This is a genomic window from Streptomyces sp. NPDC058864 (assembly GCF_042742985.1).
Taxonomy (GTDB): domain Bacteria; phylum Actinomycetota; class Actinomycetes; order Streptomycetales; family Streptomycetaceae; genus Actinacidiphila.
In genome coordinates this window covers 57,463-71,635 of the sequence record NZ_JBHYMQ010000017.1, presented here as the reverse complement: position 1 = coordinate 71,635, position 14,173 = coordinate 57,463, and the positions used below count along the sequence as shown (strand labels likewise).

General features: G+C 71.9%; 9 protein-coding genes. 7 read left to right on the top strand and 2 right to left on the bottom strand.

Annotation, left to right across the window (positions count from 1 at the left end):
- Positions 1-17: 17 nt before the first annotated feature.
- Both ACFW3D_RS15995 and ACFW3D_RS15990 read right to left on the bottom strand, forming a co-directional pair.
- Entirely contained in the window at positions 18-680 is a 663-nt protein-coding gene (locus ACFW3D_RS15995) for an HAD family hydrolase (RefSeq protein WP_500504740.1), read from the bottom strand.
- A gap of 19 nt (positions 681-699) precedes the next feature.
- Positions 700-1,662 carry a lytic polysaccharide monooxygenase auxiliary activity family 9 protein gene (locus ACFW3D_RS15990; protein WP_500504739.1) on the bottom strand — a complete coding sequence of 321 codons (963 nt, stop codon included), beginning with the start codon at positions 1,660-1,662 and terminating at the stop codon, positions 700-702.
- 185 nt (positions 1,663-1,847) lie between these two features.
- Here ACFW3D_RS15990 and ACFW3D_RS15985 point away from each other — a divergent pair, with 185 nt between their 5' ends.
- From ACFW3D_RS15985 to sbnA, 7 genes are all read left to right on the top strand, one after another.
- On the top strand, positions 1,848-3,473 hold the full coding sequence (locus ACFW3D_RS15985; protein ID WP_500504738.1) for a serine/threonine-protein kinase: 1,626 nt from the start codon (positions 1,848-1,850) through the stop codon (positions 3,471-3,473).
- Positions 3,470-4,276, top strand: coding sequence for a hypothetical protein (locus ACFW3D_RS15980; protein ID WP_500504737.1), 807 nt, complete (start codon positions 3,470-3,472; stop codon positions 4,274-4,276). The genes ACFW3D_RS15985 and ACFW3D_RS15980 overlap by 4 nt, the downstream gene beginning before the upstream one ends.
- A gap of 437 nt (positions 4,277-4,713) precedes the next feature.
- Positions 4,714-7,317: a Pls/PosA family non-ribosomal peptide synthetase gene (locus ACFW3D_RS15975; RefSeq protein WP_500504831.1), complete on the top strand. Its 2,604-nt coding sequence runs from the start codon at positions 4,714-4,716 to the stop codon at positions 7,315-7,317.
- A gap of 31 nt (positions 7,318-7,348) precedes the next feature.
- Positions 7,349-10,603 carry a non-ribosomal peptide synthetase gene (locus tag ACFW3D_RS15970; RefSeq protein ID WP_500504736.1) on the top strand — a complete coding sequence of 1,085 codons (3,255 nt, stop codon included), beginning with the start codon at positions 7,349-7,351 and terminating at the stop codon, positions 10,601-10,603.
- A complete protein-coding gene (locus tag ACFW3D_RS15965) occupies positions 10,600-11,634 on the top strand; it encodes a TauD/TfdA family dioxygenase (RefSeq protein WP_500504735.1) in 1,035 nt (344 codons plus the stop codon). The genes ACFW3D_RS15970 and ACFW3D_RS15965 overlap by 4 nt, the downstream gene beginning before the upstream one ends.
- Positions 11,631-12,701 carry a 2,3-diaminopropionate biosynthesis protein SbnB gene (sbnB, locus tag ACFW3D_RS15960; protein ID WP_500504734.1) on the top strand — a complete coding sequence of 357 codons (1,071 nt, stop codon included), beginning with the start codon at positions 11,631-11,633 and terminating at the stop codon, positions 12,699-12,701. Before ACFW3D_RS15965 ends, sbnB begins: the two co-directional genes overlap by 4 nt.
- Before the next feature lie 226 nt (positions 12,702-12,927).
- Entirely contained in the window at positions 12,928-14,019 is a 1,092-nt protein-coding gene (gene sbnA / locus ACFW3D_RS15955; RefSeq protein ID WP_500504733.1) for a 2,3-diaminopropionate biosynthesis protein SbnA, read from the top strand.
- Positions 14,020-14,173 lie beyond the last annotated feature (154 nt).

The following is a 14,173-nucleotide window of genomic DNA, read 5'->3' as shown; positions in this document are numbered from 1 at the left end:
GGCCGTCCGCCGGGCCGTCAGCGGGTGGCGGAGACCAGGCGGCCCAGGGCGGGGAGCACGCTGCGCAGGTCGCCGTCGTCCACCGTGACGGTCGCCGCGTCACGCGCTCCCGCCGAGGCGTTGAACGCCACGCTCAATCCGACGGACGCGAACAGCGGGAGGTCGGAGCGGCTGTCCCCGACGGCCCCGCACGAACGGGGAGCCAGTCCCAGCTGCCGCGCCTGGGCGAGGGCGACGTCGCGTTTGTCGTACTCGTCGAAATGACGGGCGACCCGGCCCGTGAACCGCCCGCCGGAGGTCTCCAGCCGGGGCCCGCCGAACGCGTGGAAGCCGAAGCGGTCGGCCAGGTGGCTGCCGACGGGCGACCAGGCGAGGGTCGCCAGCACGGGCACCAACCCGTTCCGCCGGCACCAGGCCACGGTCTCGGCGATGCCGGGGACCAGCGGGAGCCCGTCGAGCCAGCCGCCGACCCGCTCCACGGGCACCCCCGCCCAGCCCGCGGCGTCCAGCTCGGAGACCTGCCGGTTGTCCAGGTCACCGGCGGCGTAGCCGTCCTCGGCCCGGGCCAACTCCTCGCGGTGGCCGAGGAAACCGGCCAGGAAGACGGACGAACTCGTACCCGGGACGAGGGTGCCGTCGACGTCGAAGAAGACGGCGCCCGCATGATCGAAGGAGGACACCGGGCAAGGATGTCACGGGCTAGCGGCGCCGGGCGCCGGGCGAGCGGCGCAGCCGGAACAGCAGGGCGATCGCGGCCGTGCCGCCGATCAGGGTGGCGCTGCCGAGGGCCAGCACGGTGCGCCCGGGTCCTTCGCTCTGGGCGGCCACGGGGCGGGTTGCGGGCGTCCGGACCGCGTCCCGCGGGGAGGCCGGGGCGGCCGCGGCGGATGCGCCGGTCCGGGCGGCGGAGGGGGACGCGTTGCCGCGGGAAGCCGTGGCCTCGGGGCTCGCGGAGCTCGCGGTCGCGGAGGGCCTGGCGGGCTTCGCCGGCTTCGCGGGCTTGGCCGGCGCCTTGGCCGCGGCGGCCGGGAAGACGACGTCGGAGCAGGAGTAATACGTGTCGGGCGTCGAGGAGTTCTGCCAGATCGTGAAGAGGACGTGCCGCCCGGTGCGGTCCGAGGGCAGCCGCCCGCTGATGCGGTAGGCCCCGCCGGACACCGGCGGGTCGGTGACCTTCACGAAGGGGTCGCTCGCGAGCGCCGACCAGGTCAGCGGCCGGGTCGGGTCGTAGCCCTGCTTGGTGAGGTAGAGGCGGAACGTGCCCTGGTGCGGGATGGTCGTCCCGTACGCCATGGTGAAGCCGGCGCCCGGTGCGAGCCGGGTGGCCGGCCAGTCGGTGCGCGGCAGGTCGAGGCCGCGGAAGGCGGCCAGTCCGCCGCTGCACAGCTTCCCGTCCGGGATCACCTGGCGGTCGCGGCCGGCGACCCCGGCGACCCGGAGGTTGTCCCAGTCCGCGAAGGGCCGGCTGCCGCCGTTGGCGGCCGCGGCGGCCCGGCAGGCGGCCGTCCCCACGTACTGTCCGCTTCCGGACGCGCACGCCGCGGCGCGGCTGACCGGGGAGACCGGCGCGCCGTGGGCGGCGGCCGGTCCCGCCAGGGCCAGCGGCAGCAAGGCGGCCGTGCCTGCGACGACGGAGCTGAGCACGTGGCGCGATGGGGCCATGCCGGCCGCCTTCCTGTTGCCGTTCGGTGGATCGGAACGCACGTCCCCCCGTAGTACGGACGGTCGGCGGGGGGTGTTCAGCCGGGTGGGGGGTTCCCCGGGAACCGGCCGTGGAGGAATCGTGTCTGTTGAGGAAAAGTCGACGCGGTCGCCGGCACCGCGCCACGTGCAGGGGGGACAAGTGAATGAGCGGCTGGAGGGCTCCCGGGTACACCGAGGCCGGAGAACTGGGCTCGGGCGGCGGCGGTCGCGTGGTGCTCGCGTCCCATGACGCCACGTCAACCCCCGTCGCGATCAAGTACCTGGGTGACGAACTCCGAACGGACCCGGAGTTCCTCCAGGAGTTCCGCGCCGAGGCACAGCTGCTGGGAGGTCTGGAAACACCGTATGTCGTCAGTCTGTACGAGTACGTGGAGGGTCCCGACGGCGCCGCGATCGTCATGGAGCTGGTCGACGGCGTCGCCCTGAGGGCACTGCTCCGCCAGGAAGGAGCCACCGGACCCGAGGCAGCACTGGTGGTGCTGAAGGGCTCGTTACTCGGCCTCGCCGCCGCTCACCGCACCGGTGTGGTGCACCGCGACTACAAACCGGAGAACGTCCTGGTCGCGGCGGACGGATCGTCGAAACTGGTCGACTTCGGCATCGCTTTGCGCAGCGGGACCAAGGGGGGCGTGGCGGGAACGCCCGCCTACATGGCCCCCGAGCAGTGGAACGGGCACCCTGCGTCACCGGCCGCCGACGTGTACGCGGCGACGGCGACGTTCTACGAGTGCCTCACCGGCCGCAAGCCCTTCCGCGGCGAGAACTTCGCCGAGCTGGCCGTCCAGCACATCGAAGCGGATGTACCGGTGGAGGGGGCGCCGGAGCCGGTGCGGCAGCTGATCCTCCGCGGGATGGCGAAGGACCCGGCGCAGCGCCCGGCCGATGCCGAGGCGTTCGTCGCGGAACTGGAGGTGATCGCGGGAGCGGCCTACGGAAGCGACTGGGAGGAGCGCGGTCAGCGCAGGCTCGCCGCCCTCGCGGCGTTGTTGCCGCTGCTCTTCCCGTCGGCAGGACGGGCGGCCGGTACGGCCGACCTGGCCACGACCGTGGTCCGCGGTGGGGCACGGCGCCTGACGCGTCAGGGCATGCTCGCCGCGGTGGGCGGACTGGTGGTCGCCGGACTGCTGACCTTCGCCGCGGTGGCCTCGGAAGAGGGCCCGCGGCAGACGACAGCCAACTGGACAGGGGAAACGACGAGAGCGACCCCGCGCGGCAGCTCCGCCGCTCCGGGGACGACGGCTCCACCGGGCAGTCCCTCGCCCGGCCCGACGAGTCCGTCGCCCTCGCAGCCGGAGAGCGCCCCGGCCTCCACCGGGACCACCGCCGTCACCACGCCGAGCGCGCCGACTACGCCGACGCCGACCACGACGGCCTCGGCCACGGCCTCCGCGTCCGTGACGACGACGCCGCCGGCGTCGCCCTCCACCTCGCCGACACCACCGGTGAGCGTCAGCGAGGTCTCCGTCACCTCGCTCAGCCAAACGGGTGCATTCAGCGCGGCGGCCGCGATCCAGCTGCGTACCGGTGATGCACGCCCGGTGACCGTCACGGTCACCTGGTACTCGAGCCAGGCGAAGGGTGAGCGCGGTACCGCCGACGGCGCGCAGACCTTCACCCGCAGCGGCTCGACCTCGTACTCCTTCACCGCCGAGCACACGTTCCCGCGGGGCAGCGGCTGTTGGTTCGGGGCGCTCGCCACGACCGTCCCGGCGGCCGCCAACGGGCAGTCGTTCCAGCAGATCCTCACCCGTCAGTGCGTGATCACGTGAACGGGCCACGCGACCTCCCACCGGAGGAGACGGAGCCCACCGTCCGTCTCGGCCCCGCGGACGCACCGCCGGACGACGCGGCTCCGCGGCACGTCACGCCGCACGATGCAACGCCGCAGGACGCCGGACCCGTACGGACGGTGTCCGATGCCGAGTACAGCGCCACCGTCCTCGCCGAGCACTGGGCGCCGTCCACACTTCCCACGGCACGGCTGGAACCCACGGTCAGAGCCGAGGGGGCGGTGCCGACGGTGAAGGCGGGCCCCACCGTCGTCCTCCCCGACCGGGTCGAGGGCGACGTGATGCGGTTCGGGCCCGGTGTGACACCGGCCGCGGCCGCCCGTGCGAACGTCGCCGCCGAGGTGTGGCGGGGCCTGATCACCCCGCCCCGGCAGTCGGGACCGCCACGTCGCAGGTGGCCACGCCGGTACGCACTGGCCTCGACGGTGCTGGTGGCGGTGCTGCTCTTCCTCGCCTGGCAGCGCTTCGGTCCGGGCCTGCAGGTGAAGCGGGTGACGGTGACCGCCTCCCCGTCGGCGCCCGCCTGCGACACCACCGTCGACCTCGTCGCGGTGGTCACGACCAACGGCCGCCCGGGCACGATCAGTTACCGTTGGCTACGCAACGACGGCACCTCCTCCGACGTGCTGTACGAGGAGGTGCCCCGCGGCCGCCACGAGGCCCGGCTGCACCTGCTGTGGACCTTCCGCGGTCACGGCACGTACCGGGCGCGGGCGGAACTGCGCATCACCACCCCCGGCCACCGCGCCGTCACGACGGGTTTCACCTACGACTGCCCGTGACCGCCGGGCCCGCCCGCGCGCCCTGTGCGCGGGCGGGCCCGGCCATATGACGAGGCTTCAGCGAATACCCGTCGGCTTTTAACTCTCTTGACCGGGACGAACACTCTCGGTAGCGCTTATCGCACCTCCGCGACTTTCCCGCAACCTTTCGAATCGATGGTTTTTCCGGCTTTCCGGAACGGTACTCGTCGATTCGTCGCGACTTCTCGAGCATTTGCGCAGTCCAGGGCCGCGACATGCCACTTCGATCATCTTCGAGTGGCAGTCCGAACGAGGACGGCGGAGACTACGAGGAGCGACATATGGTTGTATGGCGAGAGAAGAGCTCACGACCGCATGGCTTCCGGATTACTCGCTCCGGCCCAGCCGGGGCGCGAGGGACACCGGGTACCGGCCTTACCGGCCGCCCGTGGTCGACTTTTCCTCAAGGAGCTCACATCGTGGAAAAATCTGCAGAGGTCCTGGCGTCGGATCCCGCTTCGGATCCCGATGAATCTTCAACCACCGGGCGCCCCTACGCCGCCCCGGCCGACGGCACGGAAAGAATTCTCGCCGACATCCTGGCGGGCATCGTGCACACGGACCGGGTGTCGGTCGACAGCCATTTCTTCACGGAAATGGGTGCCGACTCCCTGGTGATGGCGCATTTCTGCGCCCGCGTGAGGAAGCAGCCGGACCTGCCGTCGGTGTCGATGAAGGACATCTACCGGTATCCGACGATCAGAAGCCTCGCGTCGGCCCTGGCGGACGTCCCGCAGGCCGCCGCCCAGGCCCCCGCCGCCGCGTCGGCCCTCGCCGACGTGCCGGTCCCGGAGGCGATCGAGGCTGCGGCGGCGAGGGGCACACCGCGCTACGTGCTCTGCGGCGTGCTGCAGGCCCTGTTCTTCCTGGGTTACTCGTACCTCGCCGCGCTCGTGGTGATGCGCGGCGCGGAGTGGATATCCGCCGGCACGAGCCCCTTCGACACCTACCTGCGGTCCGTGGAGTTCGGCGGCGCGGCCTTCGCCGGCGTCTGCGTCCTGCCCATCGCGGGCAAGTGGCTCCTGGTCGGACGGTGGAAGCCCCAGGAGATACGCATCTGGAGCCTGGCGTACTTCCGGTTCTGGTGCGTGCGCACCCTCATCCGGTCGAACCCCATGGTCCTGTTCGTCGGTTCACCGCTGTACGTCCTCTACCTGCGGGCGCTCGGCGCGCGAATAGGCCGCGGCGTGGCCATCTTCTCCAAGCACGTCCCGGTCTGCACCGACCTGCTGACCATCGGCGACGGCACGGTGATCCGCAAGGACTCGTACTTCTCCTGCTACCGGGGACACTCGGCGGCGATCCAGACCGGCCCGGTCACCCTCGGCAAGGAGGTGCTGATCGGCGAGGTGACGGTGCTGGACATCGGCACCTCCATGGGCGACGGCGCCCAACTCGGCCACGCCTCCTCGCTCCACACCGGCCAGTCGGTCCCCGCCGGCGAGCGGTGGCACGGCTCCCCGGCCCAGCCGGGCGCGGCGGACTACCGCTTCGTCACCCCGGTGGAGTTCGGCAGGAGCCGCCGCGTCACCTACTGCCTGACGCAGCTGCTGATCCTCCTGGCCGCCTGGATCCCGCTCGCGGTCGGCGGGGTGGCGATCCTGCTCGCGGTGGTCCCGCGGCTCGACCCCCTGCTGGAACCGGGCCCGCTGGCCCTGACGTCGTGGACCTTCTACGCCGACGCGCTGGCCGCCTCCTTCGTGCTCTTCTGCGGGGTGGTGCTGCTGGGCCTGCTGTGCGCGGTGACGGTGCCGCGACTGCTGCACCCGCTGGTGAAGCCCGACACGGTCCACCCGCTCTACGGATTCCGCTACGGGGTCCACCGGACCATCGGCTTCCTCACCAACCGGAAGTTCTTCCGCGTCCTGTTCGGTGACAGTTCCGCCGTCGTGCACTACCTGCGCGCCATCGGTTACGACCTGTCGCCGGTGGAACAGACCGGCTCCAATTTCGGCACCGAGGTGAAGCACGAGAACCCCTACCTGAGCAAGGTCGGCAGCGGCACCATGGTCGCCGACGGTCTGTCCATCATGAACGCCGACTACTCCAGCACCTCTTTCCGCGTCACCCGGACGGCGATAGGCCCGCACAATTTCCTGGGCAACCACATCGCCTATCCGCCCCAGGGCAGGACCGGCGACAACTGCCTGCTGGCGACCAAGGTCATGGTCCCCGTCGAGGGGCCGGTCCGGGAGAACGTCGGACTGCTGGGGTCGCCCAGCTTCGAGATCCCGCGCACGGTGGACCGCGACAGCAAGTTCGACCACCTCAAGGACGGGGACGGATTCCGCCGCCTGCTGTCGGACAAGAACAAGCACAACACCGGCACCGCGGTGCTGCACCTGCTGCTTCAGTGGCTGCTGCTCTTCCTGGTGATGCTGACGGCGTCCTGCGCCGCCGACTTCTACCCCGCGTACGGAGCCGCCGCGGTCGCCCTCGCGAACGTCGTGGTCCTGGTCGTCACGATCACCTACATCGTGCTCGGCGAGCGTGTCGTGACCAGGTTCCGCGGTCTGCGGCCGCTGTACTGCTCGATCTACGACCTCGACTTCTGGCGGCACGAACGCTACTGGAAGGTGACGGCCGCGACGGAGTACCTGAACGTCCTCAACGGCACGCCGTACAAGAACGTCGTCTGGCGTCTGCTGGGCGTGCGCATCGGGCGCAGGGTCTTCGACGACGGCCTCTTCCTCCCCGAGCGCTCGCTGGCCGCCATCGGCGACGACTGCACGCTCAACGCGGGCACCGTCATCCAGAGCCACTCCCAGGAGGACGGCGCCTTCAAGTCCGACCACAGTTCGCTGGGTGCCGGCTGCACCCTCGGGGTCGGCGCCCTCGTCCACTACGGCGTGACCGTCGGGGACGGCGTCGTGATCGCCCCGGACTCCTTCGTGATGAAGGGCGAGGAACTCCCCGCGCACGCCCGGTGGGGCGGCAACCCCGCCCGGGAGATGCCCGAGAACCCGAAGAACCCGAACAGCGGCGGCGATCGCGCCACCGCGCTGATCAGCGGTGTGTAGCCCCGTGGAAACCGCGAGTGGAGGCAGGTCGATGGACATGGCAGCGCACGCCGGACGGGAGTTCTGGCGCGGAGTGCTCGTCAAGGGCGGGTTCACCGCGATTCCCCGCTGGACTTCCGAACCGGTCACCGGCGCAGCCGAGCACGTGGTGGCGGTCCCCGACGGCCTGACGGCGTCCGTGCGCCGAGTGGCGGACGAGGTCGCCGTCCCGCTGGGCTCGGTGCTGCTGGCCGCGCACGCCAAGGTGCTGGCCGCGCTCTGCGGCGAGACCGACGTCGTGACCGGTTACGTCGCCGCGGGCGGCGCGGTGCTGCCGTGCCGGCTGTCCGCGGGCCCCGGCTCGTGGCGGTCCCTGCTGCTGGACGCGCACGGCGCCGAGTCGCAGCTGCTGGCCTTCCAGGACTTCCCCGTCGACGCGCTCCGCAAGGAGCTCGACCTGGCCGAGCCGCTGTACGAGACGGTCTTCGACCTGTCCGGCGGCGGCGTCGAGCTCGCTCAGGGCACCGTCCTGTGGGTCGGTGCCTCGGACCGCGACGGCCGCCTCTCGCTCCGGCTGCGCTACTCCACCGACGTCATGGACGAGGACGCCGCGGCCCGCGTCGCCGGCTACCACCTGGCCGCGCTGGCGCGGATCGCCGCCGACCTGGACGCCGAGCACACCCGCAAGAGCCTGCTGTCGGCGGAGGAGAACCGTCTGCAGCTCACCGGGATGGCCGGACCGCGCCGGAAGCTGCCGGACCGGCGGATGCACGAGCTGTTCGAGGAGCGGGCCCGGGCGCACCCGGAGGCGGTCGCGGCCGTCCACGGGGACCGCCAGTGGACCTACGGCGACCTCAACGCCCGCGCCAACCGCCTGGCCCACGCGCTCCTGGCGCGCGGTCTGGAGCGCGAGGGCGTGGTCGCGGTGGTCACCGAGCGGAACCTGGACTGGCTGGCGGCCGTGCTGGCGGTCTTCAAGGCCGGTGGTGCCTACCTGCCGATCGAGCCGCACTTCCCGGCCGGCCGGATCAGGAACACCCTGACCCGCGCCGACTGCCGTCTGGTGCTGACCGAACGCGGCAGCACCGCCACGCTGGACGAGGCGCTGTCCGCGCTCCCCGAGGTGCAGCGGCTGCCGGTCGAGGACGCCTACGCGGAGGACCACCCGAGCGAGGACCCGGGCGTGGCCGTCGCCCGCGACCAACTGGCCTACATCTACTTCACCTCCGGCTCGACCGGGGAGCCCAAGGGCGCGATGTGCGAGCACGCGGGCTTCCTCAACCACCTCTACGCCAAGCTCGACGACCTCGGCATCGGCGAGGGGCAGGTGGTCGCGCAGACCGCCCCGCAGTGCTTCGACATCTCGCTGTGGCAGCTGGTCTCGGCGCTGCTCGTCGGCGGGCGCACCCTGCTGGTGGAGCAGGAGACGATCCTCGACGCCGACCGCTTCCTCGACAAGGTCGTCGAGGGACGGGCGAACGTCCTCCAGCTCGTCCCCTCCTACCTGGACGTCGTCCTGTCCGCCCTGGAGCGGCAGCCGCGCGAACTGCCGGACCTGCGCTGCGTGTCGGTGACCGGCGAGGCCTTGAAGAAGGACCTCATCGGGCGCTGGTTCGCCGCCCGGCCCGGCGTGAAGCTGGTGAACGCCTACGGGCTGACCGAGACCAGCGACGACACCAACCACGCGGTGATGGACCGGGTCCCGGACACCGACTGGGTGCCGCTGGGCCGGCCCGTCAACAACGTCCGTGTGTACGTCGTCGACGAGCACCTGTCCCCGGTGCCGCTGGGCGCGCCCGGTCTGGTCGTCTTCTCCGGGGTCTGCGTGGGCCGCGGCTACGTCAACGACCCCGAGCGCACCCGGCAGGCGTACCTGACCGACCCCCACCACGCCGGTGAGCGGCTGTACCGCGGCGGCGACTACGGTCGCTGGCACCCGGACGGCACGCTGGAGTTCCTGGGCCGCAAGGACCACCAGGTCAAGATCCGCGGTTTCCGCATCGAGATCGGCGAGATCGAGAACACCCTGGTCCGGGCGCCGGGCGTGCGCGACGGCGCGGTCGTCGTCAGCGAGGACGGCAGCCAGCTGATCGCCTTCTACTCGGGCCCCGGGCCGGTGGCGGCGGACGCGCTGCGCGAGCACCTGGCCGAGTCCCTGCCCGCTTACATGGTGCCCGCGGCCTTCCACTGGCAGGAGACCCTGCCGCTGACCGCCAACAGCAAGATCGACCGCAAGGCCCTGACGGCGCTCGCCGCGCGGGAGGGGTCCGGGCGGGCCTCCGCCGAGCCGGACGGGCAGGCCCCCGGCACCGCCGCCGAGCAGCGTCTCGCGCGGGCGTGGTCGACGGTGCTCGGCATCCCGCAGGAACAGATCGGGCGCCGGGACCACTTCTTCGACCGCGGCGGCACGTCGCTGTCGGCCGTACGGCTGGCGATCCTGCTGGACCGCGCGATCTCCCTCAAGGACGTCACCGCCCACCCGGTCCTCGCCGACCTCGCCGAGGTCGTCGACGGCCGCACGCCGGCCCGGCCGGGGCTGCTGCAGACCCTGTCGGAGCCGGACGGCGAGCCGCACGGGGCTCTGGTGTGCTTCCCGTACGCCGGGGGCAACGCGGTGAACTTCCGGCCGCTGGCGGCGGCCCTGCGGCCCGCCGGCTGCGCGGTCTACGCCGTCGAACTGCCCGGTCACGACCCGGCCGCCCGCGACGAGGCCTTCGCCCCGATGGCGCAGGTGGTCGACTCGGTGGTCGAGGAGATCGCCGGCCGCGGACTGTCCCGGATCCTGCTGTGGGGCCACTCCTCGGGCACCGCCCTCGCGGTGGAGACCGCCCGGCGGCTCCAGGAGCGGGGCGTGGTGGTCCAGCGGGTGTTCCTCGGCGCGCAGCTGCTCGGCGACTCCGCCGCGCGGCGCGCCGCGGCCGAGGCGCTGGCCGGCCGGGACGACGCCGGGATCGCCGCCGAGCTGAGCGGCGACGGCGGTTACGGCCAGCTCGCCGAGCTGGACAAGGTCCGTGCCGAACACGTCGCCGCCGCCTACCGCCACGACTGCGTGGCGGCCCACCGATACTTCGCCGACGCCCTGGACTCCGCACCGCCGGTGCGGCTGTCCGCGCCGGTCACCGTGGTCGTCGCCGCCGACGACCCGTACACGGCGGACCACTCCCGCCGGTACCGCGAGTGGCAGCTGCTGGCCGAGCACGTCGAACTGTACGAGCTCGCCCGCGGCGGTCACCACTTCCCCCGCACCTGCCCGGACGAGGTGGCGCAGGCGGTCCTGCGCGCCGCCGAACTCCTGGCCTCCCCATGAACGCGAACCGAGAGGAGACGCAGTTGTCGACCTCAGCTTCCCCGCAGTCCCTGCTCGACCTCGAGCTGCGGCCCGGCTCACCCCCGCTCCTGCGCACCGCGGCCGTCGAGGACCCGGCGGGCTGGGCCGACGGGCACCGCGACGCGCTGCGCGCGGTCGTCGCCGAGCACGGCTCGGTCCTGATCCGCGGTCTCGGCCTGGCCGACGCGGACAGGGCCGCCGGCGTCGTACGGCGGCTGGCCGGCCGGCTGACCGCCGAGAAGGAGGCCTTCGCATCCCGGCGGACCTACGCCGAGGGCCTGTACTCCTCCTCCAACTGGCCGCCCAACCAGCCGATGTGCATGCATCACGAACTGAGCTACCGGCTCGAGTTCCCCGGCATGATGATGTTCGCCTGCCTGACCGCACCGGAGAAGGGCGGGGCGACGGCGGTGGCCGACGCGCCGACCGTGCTGGAGGCACTGCCGGCCGAGCTGGTCCAGCGCTTCGAGCGCGAGGGCTGGCTGCTCACCCGCAGCTACAACGACGAGATCGGGGCGACCGTCGCCGAGGCCTTCGGCACGGACGACCGCTCCGCCGTCGAGGAGTACTGCCGCGCCAACGCCATCGCCTTCGAGTGGCAGCCGGACGGGGCCCTGCACACCCGCCAGCGGCGCAGTGCCGTCGTCCGCCACCCGGTCACGGGCCGGCGCTGCTGGTTCAACCAGATCGCGTTCCTCAACGAATGGACGATGGACCCCGAGGTGCACGAGTACCTCGTGGACATGTACGGCGCCGAGGGCCTGCCGTTCAACACCCGCTTCGGCAACGGCGACCCGATCGGCGCGGACGTCGTCCAACTGCTCAACACCGTCTACGAGGCGAACACCGCCCGCGAACCGTGGCAGACGGGCGACCTGATGCTCGTCGACAACATCCGCACCGCCCACAGCCGCGAGGCCTACGAGGGCTCCCGTGAAGTGCTGGTCGGCATGGCCGACGCGGTGCGCCTGGCCGACTGCTCCCCGACCGTCGAGGTGACCACCGCATGACCAGCAACCGCCCCGCCGCCCAGGGTTCCGCGCCCTCCGGGACGCTCACCGTACCGCCGTTCGCGGTGGTGCCCGGTGTCCAGGTCCAGCGCGCGCTGCACGGGCGCGAGAAGCAGATCACGGAGCTGGTGGAGACCACCTACCGGCTGCACGCAGCCGGTGACTCGGTGAACCCGCCGTCGTACTTCCTGAGGTTCCCCGACCGTCCCACGGCCCGGATCATCGCCCTGCCCGCCTCCATCGGCGGCGAGGTGCGCGTGGACGGCCTGAAGTGGATCTCCAGCTTCCCGGAGAACGTTCCGGCGGGGATCCCCCGGGCCTCGGCGGTGCTGATCCTCAACGACCACGACACCGGCTACCCCATCGCGTGCCTGGAGAGCTCCATCATCAGCGCCACCAGGACGGCGGCGATGGCGGCCCTGGCCGCGGACCGGCTGAGCCGTCCGGACCGGCGCCCCCGTCGCGTCGGGTTCTTCGGGACGGGGCTGATCGCCCGCTACATCCACACCTACCTGGTGGGCACCGGCTGGCACTTCGACGAGATCGGCGTGCACGACCTGTCGGCCGAGAGCGCGAAGGGCTTCCAGGGCTACCTTGAGCAAACCGGCGCCCCGGGACGTATCACCCTGTACGACGACCCCGAGCAGATCATCCGGGCGAGCGACCTGGTGGTCTTCGCCACCGTCGCGGGCGAGCCCCACGTACGGGACATGACCTGGTTCGGGCACAAGCCGCTCGTACTGCACATGTCGCTGCGCGACCTGACGCCGGAGATCGTGCTCGGCTCGACCAACGTGGTCGACGACGTCGAGCACTGCCTGAAGGCGGACACCTCGCCGCACCTGGCGGAGCAGCGCACCGGCAACCGGGACTTCCTGGCGGGCACGCTGGACGACGTGATCACCGGCCGGGTGGCGCTCCGTGAGGACCGGCCCGTGGTGTTCTCGCCCTTCGGCCTCGGAGTCCTGGACCTCGCGGTCGGCAAGTACGTCTACGACGAGGTGGCGCGTTCCGGCGAGCTGCACGTCGTCGACGACTTCTTCCACGAACTGCGCCGGTACGGATGAACGGCCGCGGCCCCGCCCCCACGACACCCGGCCCGCGGACCTGGGCCCGGGCCCCCGACGCCGGAGCGGGCACCACGGCGACCGACCACAAGGAGCCGCATGCGGAGGTACCTCCGGGAGAGACCCACGGTCCAGCCACGCAAGCTCACCAGTGCAGGACACAGCGGCCGCTGACGCGCTGCTCCCCCGTCTCGAAGGGACAGGCGCTGCAGATGAGGAGGCCATCGTGACAGTCATATCCGTTCCCCAGGCCTTCAACGAGGAAGAGCTCTTCGTCGACCTCGAGTCGATCTTCGGGCAGTCACTCTTCCTCAAGTGCGAGGGCTTCAACTTCGCCGGTTCGATCAAGCTCAAAGCCGCGACCGAGATGGTGGAGACCGCCGAGCGGGAGGGGATCCTGACTCCCGATTCGATCCTGGTCGAGTCCTCGTCCGGCAACCTGGGCGTGGCACTGAGCATGATCGCCGCCAGCAAGGGCTACCGGTTCCTGTGCGTCACCGACGCGCGCTGCAACCTGTCGACCCGGCTGCTGATGAAGGCCCTGGGCAGCCAGGTGCACATCATCTCCGGGCCGGACGCCCACGGCGGCTACCTCGGCGCACGGCTGGACTTCGTCCGCGCGCTGTGCGCCTCGGACGACCGGTACGTGTGGCTCAGTCAGTACACGAACCCGGGCAACTGGCGGGCGCACTACCGGACGACCGCTCCGGAGATCGCGCGGCAGTTCCCCGAGGTCGACGTCGTGTTCGTCGGGGCCGGCACCACGGGAACGCTGATGGGCTGCGCCCGCTGGTTCCGGGAGTGGTCGCGGCCGGTCAAGGTCGTGGCGGTGGACAGCGTCGGTTCCGTGACGTTCGGCGGGGCGCCCGGCCGCCGGATGATCCCCGGGCTGGGAATGAGCGTCCACCCGCCGCTGCTCGACGAGTCGTTCGTGGACGAGGTCGTCCTGGTCGAGGAGGCGGACACCATCCGCGCCTGCCACCGGCTCGCCCGTCGCGGCTTCCTGTTCGGCGGCTCGACGGGCACCGTGGTCAGCGGCGCGACAAGCTGGCTCGAGAAGAACGGCGGACCCGGCCTCACGTCGGTGGCGATCGCGCCGGACCTCGGCGAGCGCTACCTCGACACGATCTACCAGAGCAACTGGCTGCAGGACCTGTACGGCGAGGACGTCCTCGAACCGGACGAACGGGCCGACACCTCCTGGGCCGACCCCGCGTGGGCGGCGGCGGCCGAGGCCGCCTGGGCCTCCGCTCCCCCGCCGGCACCCGCCGAACCGGCGACGACGCCGTCGGTCTCCCCCGACGGTCAACTGCACTGACGGCCGGGCGGCGACGCCGCCCCCGTCGACCCCATGCTGCTGCGGCGGTCACCGACCGCCGCAGCAGCACGTCCGGGCCCGGCCCGGGATGAGGAGATACGCCGGGGGGGGGTTATTTAGCGGAAACCTACCCACCCCGGTGGCCACCCGTTAA

What these genes read in the sequence shown, in the direction of transcription:
- ACFW3D_RS15990 (WP_500504739.1), bottom strand. Translation starts at nt 1,662, where the DNA reads ATGGCCCCATCGCGCCACGTGCTCAGCTCCGTCGTCGCAGGCACGGCC.
- sbnB (WP_500504734.1), top strand. Translation starts at nt 11,631, where the DNA reads ATGACCAGCAACCGCCCCGCCGCCCAGGGTTCCGCGCCCTCCGGGACG.
- ACFW3D_RS15965 (WP_500504735.1), top strand. Translation starts at nt 10,600, where the DNA reads ATGAACGCGAACCGAGAGGAGACGCAGTTGTCGACCTCAGCTTCCCCG.
- ACFW3D_RS15970 (WP_500504736.1), top strand. Translation starts at nt 7,349, where the DNA reads ATGGACATGGCAGCGCACGCCGGACGGGAGTTCTGGCGCGGAGTGCTC.
- ACFW3D_RS15985 (WP_500504738.1), top strand. Translation starts at nt 1,848, where the DNA reads ATGAGCGGCTGGAGGGCTCCCGGGTACACCGAGGCCGGAGAACTGGGC.